The organism is Leptothoe sp. EHU-05/26/07-4, from assembly GCF_043421015.1.
Classification (GTDB): domain Bacteria; phylum Cyanobacteriota; class Cyanobacteriia; order Phormidesmidales; family Phormidesmidaceae; genus Leptothoe; species Leptothoe turfae.
This window is the reverse complement of record NZ_JAXSQV010000003.1, coordinates 545,054-567,833: the sequence shown is the minus strand read 5'-3', so window position 1 is coordinate 567,833 and position 22,780 is coordinate 545,054. Positions and strand designations below refer to the sequence as shown.

Annotated in this window: 22 protein-coding genes and 1 pseudogene; 12 read left to right on the top strand and 11 right to left on the bottom strand. The window is 47.2% G+C overall.

Annotated elements, in window-relative coordinates:
- Positions 1-23: 23 nt before the first annotated feature.
- The gene (locus U2F10_RS10265) at positions 24-428 is read right to left on the bottom strand and encodes a hypothetical protein (protein ID WP_163699648.1); all 405 of its coding nucleotides are present in this window, start codon (positions 426-428) and stop codon (positions 24-26) included.
- A 359-nt stretch (positions 429-787) separates the two neighbouring features.
- On the bottom strand, positions 788-1,183 hold the full coding sequence (locus U2F10_RS10260) for an allophanate hydrolase-related protein (protein WP_499871942.1): 396 nt from the start codon (positions 1,181-1,183) through the stop codon (positions 788-790).
- Between the two features lie 269 nt (positions 1,184-1,452).
- Here U2F10_RS10260 and U2F10_RS10255 point away from each other — a divergent pair, with 269 nt between their 5' ends.
- The 6 genes and pseudogenes from U2F10_RS10255 to U2F10_RS10230 form a co-directional block, all read left to right on the top strand.
- Complete coding sequence (locus U2F10_RS10255; RefSeq protein WP_499871941.1) at positions 1,453-2,772, top strand: Zn-dependent hydrolase; 1,320 nt, start codon at positions 1,453-1,455, stop codon at positions 2,770-2,772.
- A gap of 188 nt (positions 2,773-2,960) precedes the next feature.
- Positions 2,961-4,151, top strand: a complete 1,191-nt coding sequence (locus U2F10_RS10250) for an ABC transporter ATP-binding protein (protein WP_250565724.1) — start codon at positions 2,961-2,963, stop codon at positions 4,149-4,151.
- A gap of 67 nt (positions 4,152-4,218) precedes the next feature.
- The gene (locus tag U2F10_RS10245) at positions 4,219-5,529 is read left to right on the top strand and encodes an ABC transporter substrate-binding protein (RefSeq protein ID WP_163665019.1); all 1,311 of its coding nucleotides are present in this window, start codon (positions 4,219-4,221) and stop codon (positions 5,527-5,529) included.
- A 129-nt stretch (positions 5,530-5,658) separates the two neighbouring features.
- A complete protein-coding gene (locus tag U2F10_RS10240; RefSeq protein WP_163698320.1) occupies positions 5,659-6,516 on the top strand; it encodes an ABC transporter permease in 858 nt (285 codons plus the stop codon).
- Positions 6,513-7,325 carry an ABC transporter permease gene (locus tag U2F10_RS10235; protein ID WP_499871940.1) on the top strand — a complete coding sequence of 271 codons (813 nt, stop codon included), beginning with the start codon at positions 6,513-6,515 and terminating at the stop codon, positions 7,323-7,325. Before U2F10_RS10240 ends, U2F10_RS10235 begins: the two co-directional genes overlap by 4 nt.
- Positions 7,326-7,358: 33 nt before the next feature.
- Positions 7,359-7,517 (top strand): annotated as a pseudogene (locus U2F10_RS10230) (transposase); the annotation flags it as partial.
- 190 nt (positions 7,518-7,707) lie between these two features.
- On the opposite strand, the gene U2F10_RS10225 reads toward U2F10_RS10230, so the two are convergent.
- Together U2F10_RS10225 and U2F10_RS10220 are read right to left on the bottom strand one after the other, a co-directional pair.
- On the bottom strand, positions 7,708-8,271 hold the full coding sequence (locus tag U2F10_RS10225) for a histidine phosphatase family protein (protein WP_499871939.1): 564 nt from the start codon (positions 8,269-8,271) through the stop codon (positions 7,708-7,710).
- 808 nt (positions 8,272-9,079) lie between these two features.
- A complete protein-coding gene (locus tag U2F10_RS10220) occupies positions 9,080-9,466 on the bottom strand; it encodes a RidA family protein (protein ID WP_499866542.1) in 387 nt (128 codons plus the stop codon).
- Between the two features lie 973 nt (positions 9,467-10,439).
- Here U2F10_RS10220 and U2F10_RS10215 point away from each other — a divergent pair.
- Entirely contained in the window at positions 10,440-10,673 is a 234-nt protein-coding gene (locus U2F10_RS10215) for a hypothetical protein (RefSeq protein WP_499871937.1), read from the top strand.
- Between the two features lie 206 nt (positions 10,674-10,879).
- Here the strand turns inward: U2F10_RS10215 and U2F10_RS10210 are convergent, their stop codons facing one another.
- The 3 genes from U2F10_RS10210 to U2F10_RS10200 form a co-directional block, all read right to left on the bottom strand.
- Positions 10,880-11,311 (bottom strand): nuclear transport factor 2 family protein, encoded by a 432-nt coding sequence (locus U2F10_RS10210; RefSeq protein ID WP_499056688.1) that lies wholly within the window; start codon positions 11,309-11,311, stop codon positions 10,880-10,882.
- Positions 11,312-11,371: 60 nt separating this feature from the next.
- Positions 11,372-11,788, bottom strand: a complete 417-nt coding sequence (locus tag U2F10_RS10205) for an ester cyclase (protein WP_163669341.1) — start codon at positions 11,786-11,788, stop codon at positions 11,372-11,374.
- 210 nt (positions 11,789-11,998) lie between these two features.
- The gene (locus tag U2F10_RS10200) at positions 11,999-12,628 is read right to left on the bottom strand and encodes an NAD(P)-dependent oxidoreductase (RefSeq protein WP_499866539.1); all 630 of its coding nucleotides are present in this window, start codon (positions 12,626-12,628) and stop codon (positions 11,999-12,001) included.
- A 282-nt stretch (positions 12,629-12,910) separates the two neighbouring features.
- Between U2F10_RS10200 and U2F10_RS10195 the strand changes: the two genes are divergently transcribed.
- Entirely contained in the window at positions 12,911-13,714 is an 804-nt protein-coding gene (locus U2F10_RS10195; RefSeq protein WP_163669337.1) for a helix-turn-helix domain-containing protein, read from the top strand.
- A 32-nt stretch (positions 13,715-13,746) separates the two neighbouring features.
- Here U2F10_RS10195 and U2F10_RS10190 read toward each other — a convergent pair whose 3' ends face one another.
- The gene (locus U2F10_RS10190; RefSeq protein ID WP_163698327.1) at positions 13,747-14,208 is read right to left on the bottom strand and encodes a GNAT family N-acetyltransferase; all 462 of its coding nucleotides are present in this window, start codon (positions 14,206-14,208) and stop codon (positions 13,747-13,749) included.
- Positions 14,209-14,286: 78 nt separating this feature from the next.
- Between U2F10_RS10190 and U2F10_RS10185 the strand changes: the two genes are divergently transcribed.
- Positions 14,287-14,871 carry a TetR/AcrR family transcriptional regulator gene (locus tag U2F10_RS10185; protein ID WP_163669335.1) on the top strand — a complete coding sequence of 195 codons (585 nt, stop codon included), beginning with the start codon at positions 14,287-14,289 and terminating at the stop codon, positions 14,869-14,871.
- Between the two features lie 45 nt (positions 14,872-14,916).
- Here the strand turns inward: U2F10_RS10185 and U2F10_RS10180 are convergent, their stop codons facing one another.
- The 3 genes from U2F10_RS10180 to U2F10_RS10170 form a co-directional block, all read right to left on the bottom strand.
- The gene (locus U2F10_RS10180) at positions 14,917-15,888 is read right to left on the bottom strand and encodes an NAD(P)-dependent alcohol dehydrogenase (RefSeq protein ID WP_499871936.1); all 972 of its coding nucleotides are present in this window, start codon (positions 15,886-15,888) and stop codon (positions 14,917-14,919) included.
- Positions 15,889-16,128: 240 nt separating this feature from the next.
- Positions 16,129-19,011 (bottom strand): winged helix-turn-helix domain-containing protein, encoded by a 2,883-nt coding sequence (locus U2F10_RS10175; RefSeq protein ID WP_499871935.1) that lies wholly within the window; start codon positions 19,009-19,011, stop codon positions 16,129-16,131.
- A gap of 39 nt (positions 19,012-19,050) precedes the next feature.
- On the bottom strand, positions 19,051-19,698 hold the full coding sequence (locus U2F10_RS10170; RefSeq protein WP_163703473.1) for a TetR/AcrR family transcriptional regulator: 648 nt from the start codon (positions 19,696-19,698) through the stop codon (positions 19,051-19,053).
- A 189-nt stretch (positions 19,699-19,887) separates the two neighbouring features.
- Between U2F10_RS10170 and U2F10_RS10165 the strand changes: the two genes are divergently transcribed.
- The 3 genes from U2F10_RS10165 to U2F10_RS10155 all read left to right on the top strand — a co-directional run bounded on the left by U2F10_RS10165 (position 19,888) and on the right by U2F10_RS10155 (position 22,648).
- Complete coding sequence (locus U2F10_RS10165) at positions 19,888-21,300, top strand: flavin monoamine oxidase family protein (protein ID WP_499871934.1); 1,413 nt, start codon at positions 19,888-19,890, stop codon at positions 21,298-21,300.
- Between the two features lie 15 nt (positions 21,301-21,315).
- Positions 21,316-22,044, top strand: coding sequence for a VC0807 family protein (locus U2F10_RS10160; protein ID WP_163669329.1), 729 nt, complete (start codon positions 21,316-21,318; stop codon positions 22,042-22,044).
- A gap of 178 nt (positions 22,045-22,222) precedes the next feature.
- The gene (locus tag U2F10_RS10155) at positions 22,223-22,648 is read left to right on the top strand and encodes a hypothetical protein (RefSeq protein ID WP_163669328.1); all 426 of its coding nucleotides are present in this window, start codon (positions 22,223-22,225) and stop codon (positions 22,646-22,648) included.
- The last annotated feature ends 132 nt before the right edge of the window (positions 22,649-22,780 follow it).

Genomic DNA, 22,780 nt, shown 5'->3' with positions numbered 1-22,780 from the left:
TTATATTTTCTTATATTTGTTAGCTAGAAGCCGCCTGAAGAACGTCTGCCCCTATCTACTGGGGTCTCAGGAGTTAGCGGGTCACTTAGAGATAACACCTTTAGATAGTGGGAATATTCATCCACTACCTTTTTGTAGGTTTCCACAGCTTGTACATCATTTTTCGATGGAATATCAGTCTCATATAGGACCTGAGAAACAATAGTTTTTGCGTTTAAGAGGATCAGCGCTTCGTTGTCAGACTCAATTAATTGTTGATTTAACAGCTTTCTGTGTTCGTAAAAGCTAATTTCACGCTCACGTTGGAAGACCCCTTCCTGGGTCATGCGCGCACACATCATCAGATGTCTAATGGATTGAAGTTTCCCGTCACTATGGTTGTCATCCTTTTCCATGACATGCAATGCGATTTCCTTAGGAGTCTCCATAAGCCCTTGTGACCAGAACGATTGTAGAAATTACACCGTGTACTTATCCGCCTTTATTTTTATAAAACCTGCCTGGCAGGTTTTATAAAAATCGACCTGAGGCGGCACGGCTAAGATACTGTCCCATACCAGCTTTCCCCAGCCAATCATCTCCATCAACGATCATCTCTCCTCTTAAAAAGACTTTTTTCACTTTGCCCTGCACTTCACGGCCCTCAAAGAGAGAGTAGTCTACCAGGAGTAGTCGTCAACGGCGGTGACGATACGGCCACCTTTGATGAGTACTTTGCTCATGTTTCTTCTACGAGAGATCTGTTTTTAGATGGCTTTGAATGGCGTGGGCACCCCCCACCTTCCGATTACGATTGAGAGGCTTTGTATGCAGTCCAGCTGCCGTGGTGAGAGATGTCGGGCCAGTTGTTTTCTTCGATAAGAGCTTGGGGGTATAGCATTGCGATCGCACGTCCTCCACCCTCCAAACTCACCTCTGCCGGATACATGTTCGGCGGCTCCGTAGACACCAGATAGTCATATTGCTCCGCCGTTAATTCGTACAGTTCACCGGGAATCGAAATGCCTCCCGAGTCCACGGCATAGATGCCTGGATGCCATCCATCTTTGATAGAATGCAGTCGATAGCTGGCTGTCGTTTTCGCCTCTCCTACAAAGGTGGCAGCTTGAAGATTGCCATGATCCGGTTGTCCCCGTAGGGCTGAACCACAAATAAATACGACTTTAGTTCCGCTATCAGCCATAGATGCTCTCTCCTTAAATTGTGACCACAGTGTTAGCTGTTTTATTAAACCCCATAGGGTTTCATTTCAAGGAAAACCCCATGGTGGGTGAAGTGCTCTAATCAATTTCTCAACCTGTACTGGGTGGGCCACCATCATCTCGGGGTAACTGGCGTTACAGATACCTGACATAAGCATTTATAAAATAAAAATAATTTAAACAAGTTAAGGTTGGAGTGATCACTCACTGCTACTAGCTTGTCGAGTTTATTTGGCTGGACACACCACTTATGTTGAACATCATTGCATCTACTCACATCGCACCTGCCGATACACTGACGGTCAATGGGGAGCGCCTCATGCAAATGATGACCGATGTAGGAGCCATTGGAGCCTTACCCAATGGTGGGGTACGGCGACTTGCCTTTAGCCCAGAGGACCGTGAATGCCGACAACTAGTCCGCAGCTGGATGGAAGCGGCAGGCATGACCGTCACCATTGATGCTGCGGGCAATATGATTGGTCGCTACGCAGGCCGTTTTCCTCAAGCCCCGGCTCTGGCAACGGGCTCCCATCTGGATACGGTGCCCAATGCCGGTATTTACGATGGCACCTACGGCGTACTGGCGGGTGTAGAAGTTGCTCGCACTCTGTATGACCAGGGCATTCGTCCCGATCATCCCATCGAAGTGATCGTCTTTGCCGATGAAGAACGCACCATGATTGGGAGTAAGGCCATGGCGGGTAAAGCCAATCTGGAGCCGAGCTTTTATGAGCATCCCCACTATGAACCCATTGATATGGGGGTGAATTTTATTGGTGGAGACTGGGCACAACTGCCCTCAGCCAAACGCGATACGGATGGTCTGGCTGCATTTGTAGAGCTTCATGTTGAACAGGGACCCGTGCTGGAGGCTGCTGGCAATTCCATGGGTTTAGTCACTGGCATTGTGGGTCAGCGTCGTTATTTGATTACGATTGATGGCACCGCTAGCCATGCGGGGACAACGCCCATGCCCATGCGCCAAGATGCGTTGGTGGCCGCCTCCCAAATTATTTTGGCGGTGAATCGCCTCGGTAATAAAACCGGTGATGGCTACGGTGAACAGGTAGCTACGGTCGGTGCCATGCAGCTATCACCCAATGTGGCGAATACTATACCGGGTCGGGTGGAAATGACCCTGGATATTCGGGATCTGTCGAATCAACGGTTGGATGCCATGGTGGCAGAGTTGGAGGAAGCAATGGATGCGATCGCCACCCAAACCCAAACCCAAATTCACATCAAGCCACAACTCCGCAACGAACCCGTTCCCGTTAATTCCCACATTTACAATGCCATTGCCCAGGTGTGCGATGAACTACGGCTACCGGCTCAATCATTGCCCAGCCGCGCCAGCCACGATGCCCAAATTATCGCTAGCATTACCGATATGGGTATGATTTTTGTCCCCAGCCAGAACGGCATCAGCCATTCTGAAACCGAGTACACAACGCCTGAACATTGCATTCAAGGCGCAAATATTTTATTACATACTTTGTTGAAGTTAGATCAACATTATCGTTGCCCAGAATATCCTCCAGCCATTAGAACAGAATCTAAAGTTTAATGGAACTTTCCACCTTCTGAAGGCAGCTATTGGTACGTTTTTACCCAGCTGTCTCCTAAGTTACATTCACTGTTGTCCCATGTTCACTGGTAACAGTTATTACTAACCTTCACGGCCCATAGTTGTATTCAGATTAAACATTTAGCTTCAATTTCGCACCCTTCTCATCCCTATAGGAGACATCCCCCATGGCGGTTAGCGCTGATCGGCCCTCCCCGATAGCCCCTCAAGAGCAGCCTCCCAAACCCACCATAGTATCGACTGAAGCTGCAGCAGGTGTTTCACTGCGCTCCGTCACCAAAAAATATGGCAATGTCATCGCCATTGAAAACATGACCCTGGATATCCCAGCAGGCATTTATTGCTGTTTGCTAGGACCCAGCGGATGCGGTAAAACCACTGCCCTGAGGATGATTTCAGGCCATGAGTCAGTCACCAGTGGCCAGGTCTTGATTGGAGATCGCTGTGTCAATGATTTGCCAGCCGCAAAACGGAACACCGCCATGATGTTCCAAAACTATGCCTTATTTCCCCATAAGACTGTCTGGCAAAACGTTGAGTTTGGCCTCAAAATGCAGCGTGTTCCTCTGACAGAGCGACGGGAACGTGTGGCAGAAATTTTAGAGTTGGTTGGTCTCAGTAATACCGCTAAACGCAAGCCTCATCAGCTAAGTGGTGGGCAGCAGCAACGCATTGCCCTGGCACGGGCCTTGGTCACCCGGCCCCAGGTATTGATGCTAGATGAGCCCCTCAGTGCCTTGGATGAAAACCTCCGAGTCCGGATGCGAGGAGAGCTCCGTAATATTCAAAAACAGTTCGGTCTCACATTTATTCAGGTAACTCACCATGTTGAAGAAGCCTTTTCCCTATCGGATCAAATTGTGGTGATGAACCATGGTCATATTGATCAGGTGGCCACACCGACTGAGCTGTTCAATCAGCCCGCGTCTCGGTTTGTTGCTCGATTTATCGGCGACAACAATATTTTCTCCGGTAAGGTATTAACCTCCACTGCCCAGGCCAATGGTAAGGATCTCATTCGCCTTGATGTTGAGGGCATAGGCTTACTGCACGCCATTGGTCACAGTAGTCAGCCTGGCACCAACGCCGCATGTTCTGTGCGCCCTGATCTTCTCACCCTAGGGAAGCCAGATTCTCCTACTGATTCTAAAACTCTTCCTACTAATACGCTGACCGCCCGCATCATCCAGGTGGAAATGACTGGTTTCGTCACCCGTGTCACCCTCATGGCAACCGCCACGGGCCAAACTCTACTGCATACGCTACGGACAGTAGACTTTCAAAACCTTGCCCTGCAAGAAGGCCAGACTGTTTCACTCAAATGGTCGGCCAACGACTGTGTTTTCCTAGCTAATTAGATGGGCATTCATCGCTGATCTAATCGAAGTCACAGAACTCACATGAATTTGTTTCTAGGACTAATCTATGACTAAAATCACTCGTCGTAAGCTACTTTACACTGGTTTGGCCGCTGGGGCTGCCGTTGCGACCACACGATGCGCGTCCTCTGCACCAGAAGGCACCCCTAACAATCCGGCTCCCGGCCCTGAAGTCAACACAAATCAAACTAAAGACGTCACCCTGCGCCTCATCGGTACTGGCGTTTCCCAGATCAACGAAATCCGCGATAAGGCCCAAGAGGACCTGGGCTTTAAGCTAGAAATGCGGGCTTTGAGTACTGAAGAAAACAACCAAATTGCCATCACCCAGCCCGACCAGTATGACATCTTTGACGGCGAATACTTTAGTTTGCCCCTAGTGGTTCCCTCCGGCAACCTGCAACCCATTGCCGTCTCTAAAATCAAAGATTGGGATAAGATCGTTCCCTTCTTCACCAGTGGCAAGTTTGAAGGCATGCCGGTGGAAACGTCCCAGGGTACGGCTCCTTACAGAGTGATGTATCTGACTGGGGCAGATTCCAAAGAATTCTCAGCCACGCCCACAGATTTTGCCACCCTGATTCCCTTCCAGTACAATGCTGACACCCTGGGCTATCGTCCTGATCTTGTGGGTCGTAACATTGAAAGCTGGGGAGAACTCTTTAACGAGGAATTCAAGGGCAAGACCTCCATTCTGGATATTCCTCAGATCGGCATCATGGATGCGGCCATGGTGGCTGAAGCCCTGGGTCTGATGACCTTTGGTGACAAGGGCAACATGACCAAAGCAGAAATTGATCAGATTACCGATATCCTCAAAGAACAAAAGGCCAAGGGGCAGTTCCGTGCCTTCTGGAAGACCTTTGATGAGTCAGTAAACCTGATGTCCTCGGGTGAAGTTGTACTACAATCCATGTGGTCTCCTGCGGTGACTGCGGTGCAGGCGAAAGGTATTGAGTGCATCTACGCCCCCCTTAAAGAAGGCTATCGCGGCTGGGGTGGTGGCGTTGGCCTTTCCAAGAACCTCAGTGGCATCCAGCTAGATGCGGCCTACGAGTATATGAATTGGATGCTAGAGGGCTGGGTTGGTGCCTTCTTAGGTCGTCAGGGTTACTATAGCGCTGCACCAGAAAACGCTAAGAAGTATATGTCCGCCGAGGAGTGGGACTTCTGGTACGAGGGTAAGCCCGCCGCTGTGGATATGGTAGACCCCTTTGAGAAAACCCTAGCCAAGGCTGGGGCTGTTCGTGACGGTGGTGCCTTCAAGGATCGCTTTGGCAACATCGTCTGCTGGAACTCCACCATGGAAGAGAACACCTATCTCGTTCAGAAGTGGAACGAGTTTATTGCGTCGTAGTCGCCCTCACCCTAAATCCCTCTCCCCAGGGAGAGGGACTTTTAGTTCCCCTTCTCCCCAGGGAGAAGGGGGTAGGGGATGAGGGCCAACGTCTGCCAGCCAACCTTTTATTCAAGGCCCTATAGACCCATGGCTAAAGCCTGGACTAACCTAAAACCCTATTTCCTCGCAACGCCCCAGGCGCTAGCGCTGGGGCTATTCTTAATTTTCCCCATACTACTCATTGCGGTGGTCAGTTTCTGGGAGTTTAATGGCTACTCCATGACCCCCGCCTTTACCCTGGATAATTACATCGGCATTTTTACCTCCGATGTCACCCTTAAAACCTATTTCAACACCTTTAAATTTGTTGGGTTAACGTGGCTATTTACCTTGCTAATTGGCTACCCAGTGGCCTATTTTCTTTCATTTCACATTCCTAAACTGCGATGGCAGGTATTGTTGTTTTTGGTCTGTACCATCCCGTTTTGGACCTCGAATATCATTCGTATGATTTCCTGGTTACCGCTGCTAGGAAGAGAGGGGCTGGTTAACCAATTACTTCTAGGGGCAGGCATCACCCAGGAGCCGCTGGAGTTTTTACTATACTCAGACTTTGCGGTGGTGCTGGGCATGGTGCACCTCTATGTGATTTTTATGATTGCCCCTATTTTCAATAGCCTGATGCGCATCGACCGCACCCTAATCACCGCTGCAGAAGACATGGGTGCATCGGGGTTTGAGGTTTTTAGGGAAGTGATTTTTCCCCTATCAGCACCGGGCATTGCCATTGGTTCGATTTTTATCGTCACGCTGGTGATGGGGGAGTTTGTCACGGTGCGGCTGATGGGTGGGGGGCAGGCAGCTTCCATTGGCAAGCTGATTCAAACTCAGATTGGCAGTTTGCAATATCCCCTAGCAGCCGCCAATGCCATTGTGCTATTGGCCGTGACGTTACTAGTGGTCATTTCGATTTTGCGCCTTGTGGATATTAGAAAGGAATTATGAAAAAACGCTCTCTCTCTTTTTATCTGCTAGCTGCATTTTTTGGGCTGTTTGTTCTCTTTCTTTATGGCCCGATGATTACCATCTTTATCTTGTCTCTCCAAGGGCCAGATGGGACGCTCACATTTCCTGTCCGCAGCTTTGGCTTCCACTGGCTTGGGCAGGTTTTCCAAGAGCAGCGAGTGGGTAACTTTGTGGAGCCATTTAAGCGATCGCTAGTGCTGGGCGGTTTGGTAACCGCCTTAGTGGCTAGTATGGCCATTTCCGCAGCTATGGCCTTCCGACAACGGTTTCGGGGTGCAACTATACTGTTTTACTTGAGTATTGCCAGCCTAATTGTACCCAGCATTTTGGTTTCCCTGGGGCTGGGCGTCATGTTCCAAGTCATGGAGTGGCCCACCAGATGGTATAGCTCAGGTTTGGGAGCTCACCTGACCTGGACCTTGCCCATTGCATTTTTGATTATGTTGGGTATCTTTAATCGGTTTAATCCGTCCTATGAAGAAGCGGCCCGAGATCTAGGGGCCAGCGATGCCAAAACATTTTTGGAAATTGTCTTACCGCTGATTGCCCCTAGCCTCATCGGGGTGAGTTTATTAACCTTCACCCTTTCATACGATGAATTTACGCGTACATCGTTGGTGTCTGGACAGTACAATACATTGCCCTTGGAAATCTTTGGTATGACGACTAATGTTACGTCCCCGGCACTCTATGCATTGGGCACGTTGACCACTCTGTTTTCGTTTAGCTTAATTATAGTGGCCTATGTACTCTATAGACGTTTGTCAAAGCAACGTCTATCAGAGTGAAATGAGTAGCTTAGCCGAAAACCACCCGTCCCGGAGATGGCCAAACAGCTCATGGGGAAACTTTTTGGTGATAAAGGCTATGTGTCTCAGGCATTATTTGAAACCCTCTATCAGCAAGGGTTTACCTTGATTGCCATACGACGGAAAAACATGACCCATCGCTTAATGTCCCTTCTGGATAAAGTCCTCTGAACTCACGTTGCTTAGATTGTGAAATGCGCAGCCCAACAACACTTCAAGTGGTCGGAGCAGGCCTAGAGTTATTTGGAGACTCTCATTTGTGATGAGTCTCTCTATTCTGATTAGATGACATGATGGTGCATAGTTGCGTTCTAGGTAATATCACGTACATGCCACTAGCCTAAAACATTCAGCAGATAACTCAACGGCTATAAGTTGTACATCCCCAGTGTTCAAGTTTTGGCGTTTGGGGACCATGCCATCCTCGCTTTTTTAACTCTCTAGCAATAAATAAGTTTGTGATGCCATGACCCACCAGGACTACAGACCCAGTCTCATAAGAGTTTTGTTCTAATAATTCAGTGGCTTTTCTAACTCGTTCTTTGTTATAGGTCTGAGATTGAGATTGAGGAGAATAACCTAAACTCAATAGCAACCTATCAAGAAAAAGCCACATATGAAATGGTAACCGAATATTGAGCGGACACTCAAGCCAAAAGTCTACTTCACGAAAGATAGGATTCCTAATAGGGAGAATGGTAGGTTCAAGGATTTGAGCAGAGTGTATAGAACGAGGAAGATCGCTCGTGAACACTAGCTTTGCTGATTGAACTAGCGCTTGAATAGCTTCTGGAGGGAAAGAATCACTTGCAATTCTGGCTGATTGATAATGACCAATGACCTGTGATAAATCGGAGCTATTGATCCATCCTTGTGGTGTAATTGCTGGTTTCCCATGCCTAATCAAGGTGATAGTTGTGCTCATTGCTTAGGATTCAAAAGTTCACTATCAAAGATGTGCTAGCTAACTATTAGCATGCGGAAAGCTTCTGGATAACACACCTACAAGGATATTATCTAGAAGTGTTTTGCCCAATCCCCTGATTTACTAAATTAGGCAGCCATCGGCCAACCTACCATAGTGACCTAGCCAAACCCCATGCCAGTAATTCAATACTATCCATACAGAATTCATTCAGATCATTGCTCGATCTTGGAATTTGCGAGGAGGTAGACTGCAAGGGCTAGTTAATGAGGTCGAGAATGACTTTTTTAAAGTTGATATGTGCAGCGGGTAGTCTTGGATTCGGGATTATTGTATTGACAGAGGAATCCACTCCACCATCGGTTAAGTCAGCTATTTTAGTGTTGATTTCACTCCTCTTCTTGAGGCTTTATTGGCCAGCTAAGTTATCTTAGGAGCACCGCACAAGTGATGTGAAATCGCCCTCTCAAGAACCGGCTTCGAGATAATTTGAGTAACGCCAGCAGCACGATCAACAGCCAATATAGTAAGCCGTTTGAACACGTTACTGACGTTAGTAATGCGATTTGAGTTTTGAAGATTACGCCGTAAAACCCCTTTCTAGCGAACTTTCATGATGGCAGGGGAGAGCGGCAGCGGTTGGTTCGGGATTTGAAAGACGTCTGTGGTGGCTACTTACTGTTGGCGTTTTGCTGCTGCCTGCATATTTACTTGGAATCATTTTTAGCTGCTACATCCTTTTCAACCAGGTTTTCAACACGCTACCCTATTGGAGGGCAGCGTTTATCATAGTTCGCTAACCAGGGGACTATGAGCGGTAAGCGATGACACGAATCTCCACTAATGCACCTTCAGTGATGAGTTCGGAAACACCAATAGCTGACCAAGCAGGATAAGGATCTTTCACATACTCATCCTTGACCTTCGTAAAGGTGTCAAAATATTTACGTAGAGAAACATGGTAGGTTGTCATTTCTACAACATCATCGAAAGAAAGCGTGGCTTCTGTCAAGTATAGTAGAACCGTTTCAAAAGCCTCTCGGAACTGCGCCTCTGGGTCGCTTGAGATACTACGATCGGGACGTGTTCCTGTAGCACCTGAAAAGAATACGAACTTGTCAATTTCGACAGCGGGAGCGAAGTGCCAGTCGTTGTAATAATGAGAGAACTCTTTTGGAATAATCGGCTTTTTCATGTTTTACCTCTCGGAACTAAAGGGAAGGGTGGAATAAGTCCTTCAACCCAAGCCTATAAGCATTCACCCCCTACCCCTACCCCGATAGCCTTCCATCAGCCTGGGAATGCTAATGAAGTATGAAGTATGCGCTAGCACACAACGCCCTTATCCGTTAGGGTGTTCTTTTTTGAAAAAAATCCCTCAGCCATTACCAGCCAAGGGACATGAAAAAGTGCATTTAGATAGAGTCCGGTAGTCCCCCTTTTATCTTGTGTAATACATGAAATTGACTACCGAATGTTTTTAAAAGTTGCAAAAGAATTCTCAATGGATGGTATTGAGGGAGGTTAGCCGAGCTAGTGCTCGTAACCGTGCTGGTGACCGTTACCTTCTCTGTAACGGCTTTAATAACAGGTTTAGCCCCGTACCGCTGGTAGTAGCCCAAACAGGAAACCCGCTAATAGTTCAATGGCACACATTAGCGGGTGATAACTTTATGTGACTCTCTGTGCTAACGAAAAGTTCAGGCTCATGCAGGTAAAAGTTCAGGTTTGTTCAGATCTGATAGGGTTGAGTGAGCTAATATTCAATATGCTGTGATATTGATGTGACCGTGTTTTCAACAAACATTGATGTGCTCACATTCCAAAGGAAGATCCATATGAAACACCAAGTTTTTTCACTAAGTTAGAGTTAGCCTTAATCCACTAAGCCCTGATGCATTAATGAATAATCAGGGAATCGCATTTGCGACTAAGCCATAGTTGGTGCATGCTCTGGCCAAGATATGTATCAACTATTTATTTAAGAGCATCAGGGTAACCCGCATATACCCAAAGAATTAGGGTGGGGTGAAGCGATTTTATTCTCCAGAAGTATTATTTATAGCTCAACTGTACCGTTAGCCTGTAGAAAGGTTGGGGCAATCTTATAAATGACTTTGTCAACAAGGCATTGAGTTTTGTGCAACACAACATCTAAAAGAAGGTCTATGAAGTACATATTGTGTACATTATTTTTGACATTGGGATTGGCAGTTTCACCTGCCACTGCTCAGGTAGAAATCATTGAAGAAGAGGTAATCCTGGAAGAATATGTCGAAGAAGAGGAAATCATTGAAGAAGCAGTAATCCTGGAAGAATATGTCGAAGAAGAGGAAATCATTGAAGAAGCAGTAATCCTGGAAGAAGAGCTGATACTTGAAGAAGAAGTATACGTTGAGTAATCAACCCTCTCTCTAGGGCGGCGATGGGTCTGTTGAGGGTAGATTTTACGCCGTCAGCATTACCGAATACAACCACCTTTTTTACCAATATTTCTCCCTTTTCAGATCACCATCAATCCATTATGCCAACGGCAATTGCCAGGCTGCTACGCTAATGGCTGTTGTGATAAAGCACTGAACCATGAAAAAACTATAGATACATTAGATCAACTTTTTTCACTGGATGAGCTCTGTTTATCTTGGTCCTTATCTGAAAGCGTGTAGTGAAAAACTTTTGAGATGATTGTCCACTGACCGTCTAAGTAAATGAGAGATAGCAGATCGATATAGTTTTTGGAGAACATAGAGCTGCGAACTTTCGCGATCGCAGTTACTGCACCTGCAAACTCAATCGAATCAATGGAAAACCCATAGGGCTCACCATTATGTTCTGGTGAAACACGGGTTTCAACCATTGGTAAATAGGTATCCATATCAAGATGTAACAGTTCTCCATCGGATGCTGTGAAATATTGTGCCTTGGGATGAAACACCTTTTTTAAGAGCGATACATCACATCGATATAGACCGTCATAATACTGCTTGAGCAAGTCAATTACAGCATCATATTGTTGTTCTAGGATCAGATCTGGGAGCATGGTTGCCTCCTGTTTATAGTTACAGCTTGATATACGTTTGCGAGCTAAAACTATTCTGCTTTATGTGGGTAGAGAGAAAAAGCCAAGCTGTTGAAACATTGCCAACTGGTCTAAAATTTCCCATTCCTCGATAATTTTATCTGCCTTAAAACGGCTGAGAATCATGCCGTGGACGTTCACTGGTTTGCCAGTTGCAGGGATTCCCATCAGGTCGCCATTATGGGTTCCGGTTAACGTAAAGCAGGTCACAACCTTGTTCTTTTCAGTGGCCAAGTCATCAACCTGTATCTTCAGGTCAGGAAAGGCTGTGCGAAATGCTTCAATAAAGCCCTTTAACCCATCGGCTCCCTGGACTTCTTCACTGGGACTACCAAAGATATAGTCTGGATGAACAAACTCCTCTATAGCTGAAAAATTGCCTTTATTGATCACCTCTTCAATGTAACGACGGATGATTGCTTGGTGAGTATCAGACATAAAGTTCTCCTCGATTAGGTGCCAATGTTGAAGCTGTCAGCCTATTTACTCGGACCCTTTAGCTGCGAACGTGGATAAGGTTTAGCTAAAGACATAGGGAAAGGGTGAATACAGCTGCTGCCAAAAAGGATGCTTCTGTCCGCACATGGTCCAATGTAGAATTCTGTAGGGGCAAGCCTTGTGCCTGCCCTAAGATAGCGAATGCGTTCTTCAGTAAGACAAACTTGGTGCTTGACGAAGATAGGTATCATTGGACAACTGCTTCAAAATAAAATCCGCCACATCCGCGCGAGTAATTTTCAATTTCGAAGTTTTATCGGTGCCTGGAAACCCATGGCGGTATTGTCCTGTTCGACCACCCTCAATCAATGCCCCAGGTCGAACAATGGTCCAATCCAGGTTGCTTTGTTGCACATAACTCTCCTGTAGCTCATGATCTGCAAACACATGGCGCAGAATAAAGCCAAACATAATGTACTTCCAGAAGACGTTCAGGCTACCCCAGCTATCTCCGGCACCAAGAGTGCTTTGACAGATAAATCGTCGTACACCCGCGTGTTCCATGGCACGGATGATCTGCTGTGTTCCTTCTGAGCGAATATTACTTTTTAGCTGCTGACCAGACCCGAGGATACATACAACCGCCTCTTGACCTTGGACGGCCTGCTTTACGGATGATAGATCCATCACATCTCCCTGAGCCACGTTAAGGTTGGGATGCTGAATATTCAACTTAGCAGGGGTCCGGACAAAGGCTGTGACCCTATGCCCCTGGTCCAGTGCCTGTTCGACAACCTGACGCCCGGTACTGCCTGTAGCTCCGAAAATAACTAGTTTCATGGTGTTTGCTCCTAAGCAATGACACCCTTAGCTTAGGCAGGCGATTATTTCTGGGCTTTTTATTTCTTGCGGCCCTGTCACAATCTTGCGGGGAGTTGTCAAATGTGGACATGAAACGCAGAAGAGGCAGAGAAAGGCTGAAATCTAAAGTATGTAAGCGAAGTTACCTGATTACAGTTAGATAACCGATATAATTAGGTGCTGACGTCATGGGCTGACTCCGTGCAAGAACCTGCTATACCATCGGTTCAAACAAGTTCTTCGTTCGACCAGACACAGGACGTGGAGCCTATTCGTATCACACAACTCCTAAATCCCCCTGGCGAAGGGCATTATCACTGTGGGACTAAACACACGCTGTTTATGTCCCTTGTGCCTCGGCCTATTTACTATTTGCAAGCACAAGATGGCAAAACCCATACGGGATTGTACAAAAAAGGGGATATCTCTATTACTCCAGCAAGTACCCCATTTTTTGCTCGGTGGGAAGGAGATGAAAATTGTTTACAGATTCAGCTGAGCGATGCCTTTGTGAAACGTATCGCTCAAGAGACGATTCAGCAGGATTGCGATCGCATTCTCCTTCTTCCCCAATTTCAAACCAATAATCCCCAGCTTGAATCCATTGCCACCATGCTCCTCACCGAGTTCAAGCAAAACGCAACAGGCAACAGGCTATACCTGGATTCCCTAGCTAATGTTCTGGCGGTCAATTTACTCAGACAGCACACCACCACCAAAACATCAGTTCCCACCTATGGAGGTGGCTTACCCCAGTACCAACTGCAGCGAGTTTTAGACTATATCGATGCCTATTTGGATCGCGAGATCAAACTGGCGGACCTGGCCCAGCTATTAGACATGAGCCAATTTCACTTCAGCCGCTTATTTAAACAGTCCATCGGCATTTCTCCTCACCAATATCTGGTACAACAACGGGTAGAACGAGCTAAACAGTTGTTGAAACAAACAGACCGTCTCATTGTTGATATTGCCTTAGAGTGTGGATTTAACAGCCACAGTCATTTAAGCAAGCAGTTTCGTCAAGTGACCGGCATGAGCCCCAAGGCGTTTAGGGCAAGCTAATCATCAGACTCAGTGTCTTCAAACATCTAACCTCAAAAATTTAATAATTTACGATAAACAATCTTGTCAGCGCCTGCTTCATAAAAGTCACGAATGCACGCTTCTTGCCCATAACCACACTTAAGATAAAACGCTCGTGTCCGTTCGAAGCTTGCTAATGTCTCCACCAATAATAAGTGCGCCCCCCGTGCCGCCAACGTTTCTTCAACATGGCGCACCATTGCTGTGCCCCGCCCTTGCCCCTGTTGCTCGGGATGGACAGCGAGAAAGAGTAGATTCCAGGTCCCATTGGTCATCCGCTCAGGCGCACAGTAGGCCGCCGCCACTAGCCCGTCATCATCGTCCGTCAGCCAAAAATGATCGCCATTTTCACCGCTAAAGTAATCATTTAGGCTTGATTTCAGCTCCTTCAACTCCTCTGGTGAGAAGCCAATTGCCTCACTAGCTAAGGCAAGTAGCGCAGCCGTGTCATCGAGCGTAGTCGATCGAATCATTACATCACAACAGTTGTTATGTCGCTCAAAACATAACAACTGTTGTGATAACCTGTCAAGGTAGAGTTGCTAAACGCTATGGGTCATGAAGATCGCCGGATTGAGATTGCCAAAGCTGCATGGCAAGTGATTGTGCGGGAAGGGTTAGACCGGACGAGTATGCGTGCGATCGCGCAGGAACTCGGCTCCTCAACCGGTGTGGTCACCCACTACTTTCGCAATAAGGAAGAGCTCACCCTATTTGCCCTAGAGCAAGTGGTGAAAGGCACCCTTGAGTATATGGAAACCCGTGCTCAAGGGTTAGACGGCATCAGCAGATTAGAAGCAATGCTTTTCTCGGCTCTACCTTTGGAGGTTAGTGATAGAGACGACTGGACAGTATGGATAGCATTTTTAGGCTATTCCATTGGTCGTGAACACCTGGTTCAGGCGCATCAAAAACGCTATAGCCAGATACAACAGGTGCTCAGAAAAGAGCTATCTGATTTGCAAACCGCCAAATTAATTCGAGCCGATCTTGATTTAGCACTTGAAGCTAATGCGCTGATTGCCCTAGTCGATGGCATTGGCATCGGAGTCGTCATCAACCCTGATCAGGTCTCTATAGAGCAGCAAAAATATCTCATTCAGCAGCACATCCATGGTTTACAGATAACAGCCTGAACTGGGTTAAGTCGGGTCTAACAAATGTTGAATGCGCCTCAGGAGTTAGGCGTTGCTATGGGTATCCCAAGTAATCACCACTTTCCCTTTAGCGTGCCCCTCCCCAAGATAGCAAAGGGCTGCTGCTGTTGCCTTCAATGGATAACATCGATCTATCACAGGGACGACTTTGCCAGATTCAAGCAGTGCCCCAATAGCGGACAGGTCCTTTTCCTCTACTTGCGCTACCCCCATAAATGAGAGTTTTCTACTGTCAACGTTGGATAATATGGGTCCCACAAGCAATGCCTGCATAATTTGAGCCAGTGCTCCCCCAGCCGCAACATAGATGCCTTTAGGGCATAATGCCCGACGGTAATTAAAAATCGAGTTATAGCCATTGACCGCAAAAATCAGGTCATACTGCTGCCCACGGGTGGTGAGATCGTCTTGTGTGTAATCGATAACGTGATCTGCGCCAATTGAACGGGCAATATCAAGATTTCGGGTGCTACATACAGCCGTTACCATTGTCCCAAAAGATTTAGCTAGCTGCACGGCAAATGACCCCACGCCCCCAGAGGCTCCATTGATGAGAACTTTTTGACCTGGGTGAATTCGACCTTGCAGCGCTTGCAGCGCTGTCAGAGCTGCAACAGGCGTAGCGGCTGCGGCCTCAAATGATACTTTGGTTGGTTTCAGGACCAACTCATGTTCGTCAGCACAGGCATAGTCTGCGAATGAACCTTTGGCGACTCCAAAAACCTCATCCCCTGGCTGAAACGTTGTTACGCGATTGCCCACAGCCTCAACCCGACCTGCTACATCCAGGCCCAGTGATATCTCTTTGGGCTTAAACAGTTCACCGTTAAGTAAACGGATCCCCATGGCCCCTCTTAAACGATGCCAGTCTAAAGCATTGACAGATGCCGCATAAACCTTGACCAAAACCTGATGATCACTGGGTACCGGTTGCTCGGTCTCGATCAGTTCAATGACATCCGGGGAGCCATATTTTGTGTACACAATCTTTTTCATTCAGATCTCCTTCTGTTCAACATTTACCCCTTTAACCAACAATGAAAACCAGAGCATTGTTTCACGCATTCTGGAGGGCAAGACTCAAAGATCCCAGAATGCGGGGGGCTGAATAATTGAACGTCTTTTCTAAAAATGTCCTTATCACCCACATAAGTAGCTTATGGGCAAGACAGGACAAGCGTCATACCACCCAGGTATTAATTGAGGAGTAATTACCAGGGGAAATCTGATGACTATCTATGTTGAGGACAAAATGCCGAAAACACGGGCTTTTGCAACGGCATCGGCTCGGTGATGGGCATCGAGTTTGCCATAAATATTTCGCGTATGAACTTTCACTGTATTCACTGAAAGGCAGAGATTGGCTGCAATTTCCTGATTGGTCTGACCCTCGGCTATCAGGTGGAGCACTTCGATTTCTCGCTTGCTCAAGGGTTCGAGCAAGGTGGTTGCTTGAGACTGTGTTGTGAATGATTTTTTAGGCCCTAATGCGTTCGGAGGAAATGTCGCTAACACGCGCTGCACATAATTAGGGTTTATTTTGTGAGAAAGAGCCCCATAGAGCAAACGGGCCATGGGCTGACCTTCATTGACAAAGATACGCAGGTAACCTTCAGTTTCTGCTAGTGTGAGCGCGCGTTCTAAAAATTGGAGCGCACACGGGATGTTTCCTTGGGCTTCATTGATGAGTGCTTGTAAGACAACAATCTCAATCATGCTGCCTAATCTGCCGCCTGTTTCTGCCATCGAGTATAGTTGTTTCAGCAGTGATATTGCTGTTTGCAACGTTTCATCTGTTTGGTCATGTCTGTACTGAGCAATGAGCACTCTGGCGAATGTAATGTACTCAAATTCTTGCAAATAACTGAGCTCATCTTCAACAGATAAGCCTTGTCCACGCAGCCAACTGAGAGCTTCGGCCAGTCTATCTTGACGGAGCCATATCCGTGTCTTTAATGCGGCTACAGAACAAACATTAGGAACAGGACTTTTTTGGTATATCTGTTCCGCTTGGTCGAGTAATGTGAGGGCATCATCGAGTTCTCCCTGTTCAGCTTTTAATTGAGCCTGAACGAGATACAATCCATAGGGCCATTCTGGTAATGCCGCTTGCTTCCCAAGTGCCAGACATTTTTGAAGCTGCTCAACAGCAGCTTCTTCATTGCCCTGTTCATGGTAAAGCTTGCTCAACCCCAGATGTAAGTCAGTTGTGCCCACTGGCTCGCCCTGCGCTGTCGCAAACCGTAAGGCCTCTGTGTAGATATTGGCTGCATCAAAGAGACGGCCCTGGGCGATCTTAATGCTGGCCAATGTATAGGAGCCACTGATGGCAAACAGTATATGTCCTGTGGTCCGTAAGCGTGAGATCGCATCAGTCATATACTGAGCCGCTGTCTCCAAATCTCCATTTCTCCAATAGGCCAGACCTAGCAGAGAGCTTGCCAGGCCAGCTATATAGTGATTTGTCTCAGTCAGCAGGCTGAGGGTTTTCCGGGCATATTTGATCGTGCCAGCATGATCACCAAGGGCTTGGGAATAAAATGCCCAGGCCAGGTCCAATAACTCTTGTGGTGACTGGACTATGCTCTCATCTTGACTGCTTAACGAGACCTCCAAAGAATCTCTGTTGTTGACTGCCAATAAGCGACTTGCATCCTTTAGTCGGCTCTCTGCAGCCTGCAACTGACCTGAAAAAAGCAACTCCCATGCCAGGCCAATGCTGAGCGTTGGCCGCGTTCGGACTAACTTATCCGGCAAGGTCTGCACCCATTTTGTCCAGGTTGCATTCTGATAGTAGGAGCCAATATTCGCTGACCATTCCCATTCGATCAGATCCGCCGCCCGCTCAAACTGTCGCGCAGCAAGGGCATGGTGGATCGCATTGAGTCGCAAATTATTTTGCTCGTACCAGGCACAGGCCCTTAGATGTAGCTCGGCTACATTGCCCGGCTGAAGCTTAGCTAAGCGCGCCTGTAGAACATCCTTGAAAAGATGATGGTAGCGATACCACTGGCGTTTATCATCGAGCGGAATCAACAACAGATTTGTACGTTCTAAAGAGTCTAAGATTGCTTGGCCTGATATGGAAGATTGTGGCACAACAGCATCACAAAGAGACCCACACAGTTGGTCAAGAATGGATGTGAACAATAGAAAATTCTGGATGCGTTCAGGTTGTTTTTCCAGAATCTCTTCCACCAGATAATCTAGTATAAAGTAATGGCTACCGGAGAACGATTGGATAAAGTTGCTTGTGTCCTGATGGCCTTGTAAAGATATGGCTGCCAGGTGTAGTGCGGCAATCCATCCTTCAGTGCGGGTTTCAAGTGCGGTCATATCGTCTGCCGACAAGTTGAGCGCCATTACCCGGTTAAGAAATTCCGCCGTTTCGATTGGGGTGAAGCGCACATCAGATGCACGCAACTCAGTCAGTTGATCACGGGCACGCAGTCGTGCCAGGGGCAGTGGTGGGTCTTTGCGGGTGGCAATGACAAGGTGTATGGAGGATGGCGGCAGGTGATTGACCAAAAATTCTAGCGCCTGATCCACCGGTGCAGACTTAATCAGGTGGTAGTCATCCAGGACGAGGATAAAATTCTCAGAAACCGCTGTAATTTCATTGATCAATGTCGTTAGAATTGCATTGATTGGAGGCAGTTGGGGGGAGTTTAGTGAACTTAAAATCCTCTCACCCAGTGGAGCCTCCCCCTCAACCTTGCTTAAGGTGAGCCTTTGCAAGGCAGACACAAGATAAACCAGAAAGCGAGTTGGATCATTATGCTCCTCATCCAGTGATAACCATGCCACTGGATGTTCACAGACTGCAACCCATTCGCTGAGTAACGTTGTTTTGCCAAAGCCAGCAGGGGCGGAGATGAGAGTGAGTTTTCTGTGTAACCCCCTATTTAACTGTTCAAGTAGCCGTGGACGCCGCACAGCATTGCGTCGTGGGGGTGGGATATATAGTTTGGTGGTTAAAATCGGCCTGTACATTATTAAATTATGTACATTACTCAAAAAATTGATCCCGCGAATTTGATCCTGCTTCAAAGTGAGGGGAATAGTGAGTCTACCGTACCCATCATCACTATCAAGCTCTTCCTTGTTTATGCCGCTCATCTGCTGGAACCCAGCCACGATTTGTTAAACAGGGTGTTTCTAATCCAAGTATTGTTGAAGATAGCTGAGGGTAAGCAGCTTAGTTTCTGCCACCAGTTCTTGACGAAATTCCTGATCTCCACTGAGGGAAATCCATAAAAGTTCAGTAATTGTTTTAGTAATAACCATAGCGATGCGCTCACATTTTGTTATTGATAAACTTGGCTTACGCGCATGGAAGAAGCGAGCGAGTTCATTGATTACCTGATATTCAAAGTCATCGATTTTTTCAATGGCAGACCAGGTGATGGTGTCTAAAAGCTGTTCAAAAATAGCGCGTGACCCCGGATAGTCTGTGTAGAATTGGTCAAACACATCAATCATCCGATCAACATAGCTGCGTAACGTTAGGGTGACTGTGTCGGGGGTATGCAGATCGAGAAATCGCTGATATTGCGTCTGCATATAGCGAATGGCCAGGGCCTTAAGAATTGCTTTTTTGTCGGGAAAGAATTGGTAAAGTGAGCCAACTGACACCTTGGCACGGGCTGCGATCGCACGTGTTGTCGTTGATTCATACCCAACTTCCAAAAATAGCTGCTCGGCAGCATCCAGAATGTGCTGGACTCGCTCCTGACTACGAGCCTGTTTAGGCTGTCGCCGCATCTTATTAAGTTTGGGTGAACTAGAGGAATCCGGTAGGGACATTGATTTTGGCTGTTGCTGATTGCGAAGACGGATCGACTGGGTAGCAGGCATCTATCTATTCAAGATGAAATCATACCGAGGATCGACGGCACCTGTTTTTTTTGCTAGGTTGACAAAATGTGAACATCGTTCGTATTTTAAAACATGAACATCGTTCAGTTTTTATTGCTTCTTTGAAGGAGCGTTGCCATGCGAACTATTACTCAGCGCATTCTGGTGTCCCTGCTAGCGGCTATTCCCTTCCTGAAAAAAGCTCGTAAACCCATGGCTGCGCCAGCGTTGCCAGATCAAACCCACTATGACACCATCGTGATTGGTGCAGGGGCGGCAGGGTTAGCCGCCGCCCGGACATTGCAGGAGGCTAACCAGTCTGTACTCCTGCTTGAGGCTCGCGATCGCATCGGTGGCAGAGTCCATACAAATTACGATTTTGCCTCGCACCCCATTGAGTGCGGTGCGGAATACCTCCATGGTGACAACATTGTGACCTGGGACTGGGTGCGTCGCTACCGGCTAGGGACACTGCCCGTATTTGATGAATATCGACACCAGTTCATGTACGTCAACCAAAAGCTGCTCCCGTTTAGACGTTGGTCAGTCATTCCTGGCATGGAAGTGCTTGATTGGATGGATGACTCGCCCATTGATACATTGATCACCTCATGGATTGATGCTGGCAAACCCGATGTCAGTCTGGCGCAGTTTCTCTTAGATGCTCAAATCGAGCTGTCAACCGATGTGCGTCGCATTGTAGACCATTTTCTCAGCGGTAGCTATGCAGCTAATCTCGATCAGCTGGGGATATATGGGTTCGCGGAGTTGACCTATGCCGGCGACGGCGATCGCTATTCTCGGCTAATCGAGGGATACTCTCATTTATTTGAGCAATTTGCAGCCGGACTCAAGATTCGCTATAAAACACCAGTCACACGCATTCACTGGCGTTCATCGGGGATAGAGATTCACACAGAAACCGGCAAAACTTACACCGCACAACAGATTGTGATCACACTGCCCCTGGCTCTATTGCAAGCGAATGCAGTGGAGTTTGAACCTGAGTTGCCCGATGCCAAACTCAATGCCATTCACGGTCTCGCTGCCGGACAGATTACCAAACTCATTCTGAAATTTGATCAGCCCTTCTGGTCTAGGGAATTAGAGTCTTGCCTGACCACACTGGATACTCAACTTTGGTGGAGACCGGGCTGGAAACGCCACCATGAGGCACCTGTTTTAACAGCCTTTACAGGCGCAACCGGAGCCAATAATCTGGGGCAGCTTGGACAAGCAGGCGCGGTTCAAGCAGGCTTACAAAATTTAGAACAGATGTTTGAGATGCCGTTGGCAGATCGATTAGTGGATGCGCTTTTTGTTGATTGGCAAGCAGATCCCTATGCCCGGATGGCCTATTCCTATGTTCCTGTAAATGGGGTGGGGTTGCGATCGCAACTTGCCCAGCCAGTCAATCAGGTCCTTTTCTTTGCTGGCGAAGCAACCCATACAACCCGTGCAGCCACCGTCCACGGCGCGTTAGAAAGTGGTATCCGGGCAGCTAATGAGATTCTATCTTTGAATACCAACGAAAATAAAAAAAAGAAATAGGAGGACAACTAAACCATGAACCGAAAACTAATACTCGATATCTTTATGGGATCTGTCATCCCTATCCTGGTCCTAAGCAGTCTGAATGAACAACTCGGAGCAGAAATGACCTATGTTGTTGCTGCCCTTGTTCCAGTAGGCTGGGTGTTTATTGATTTATTTTTTATCACTAAACGATTTAACTTTATTACCAGCTATATTGGCACGTTTGCGATTATTCGTGGTCTGCTAGCATTTTGGTTTGTCGATGGTATTCAGTTTGCCTTTAAAGATAGTGTTGGGTCTATCTTTCTGACCGTGGTATTTGGTGCTTCAATCATCATTCGCAAGCCGATCATCTACTATTTTCTGATGCAAGGCTTTAGTCCGGAGTCGCCGGAGCAAGAAAAATCATTAAAAGCATTGCTTACAGAGTCAAGGGTCTATCGGTCACTTGTCAATGGCACAATAATTATCTTGATGGTTAATCTATGGACAGGTATTGCCAATTTCTCTCTCAATCTCCGGATTGTGGTAGCCGATTTTGGCACAGCTATGTTTAATCAACAAGTGGCACAGGTGAATGCTATGACCCGCATCGCGCTGGCGATACCCGAGTTTATCGGATTTGTGATTGCTATTGTGGTGATCCGCCGGGCGATGTTTTACTATCTTCCTAAGGAGAATGGTAAAGAGCACAGTGAAAGTGATTTCTGGGATCTCTTACAACTACGCGAGGCTCAGAAGATCACGACAGACCCATAAAATCTAAAATGAGGGACTAAGAACTGCTATTGGCGTTAAGTCAATCCTCCTACAAGAAAACGTGATATATGTCCTATGCGATTTATGAAGTTTGCTACAAGCGTTCAGCAAGCCAAATTGCATAGGATGGGCATGTTCCAGCCAAAGAAACAAATTAGTGACTCATTGGAGCATCCCCATGCAATTTCAAATTACTCGAAAACGAATTGTCAACACTGTGTTGATCGGCACTCTAGCCCTGGGTCTGGGGAATTTTAATGGTCAGCCTGCTACAGCCCAACTTGACCGCAGTACCTTTCGGGAAGTAGCGCAAGAGCTTGACTTAAGCCGCTCTCAGATGAGACAAGTGGGCGGTATTATGCGAGACTTAAACTCTGAACTCGAAGAAATCCTCACCCCTGGGCAACTTGAGACACTACAATCTGCACGGGAACAGCAGGAGTCTCAGGACCCTCAGGACCTACAGGAAGCCTTAAATTTAACAGATACTCAGTCGGAACAGCTTGCTGTGGCCCATGCAGAGACGGTTGCTGAACTGCAAGAGGTTCTGACACCTGAACAGCTTGAAGGAATTATGGAAGTAACTGCCTTCAATCGGCTCTAAAAGACCATCCTAGCTTATACTACATCACTAAACTCACACTTCACCACAGGGCTCCTCTTAAGCTGATTTAAGAGACTAAGGGGGGCTTTTTCTCATTGCTAATTATGCGTTCGACCTGAATCAAATATTCAG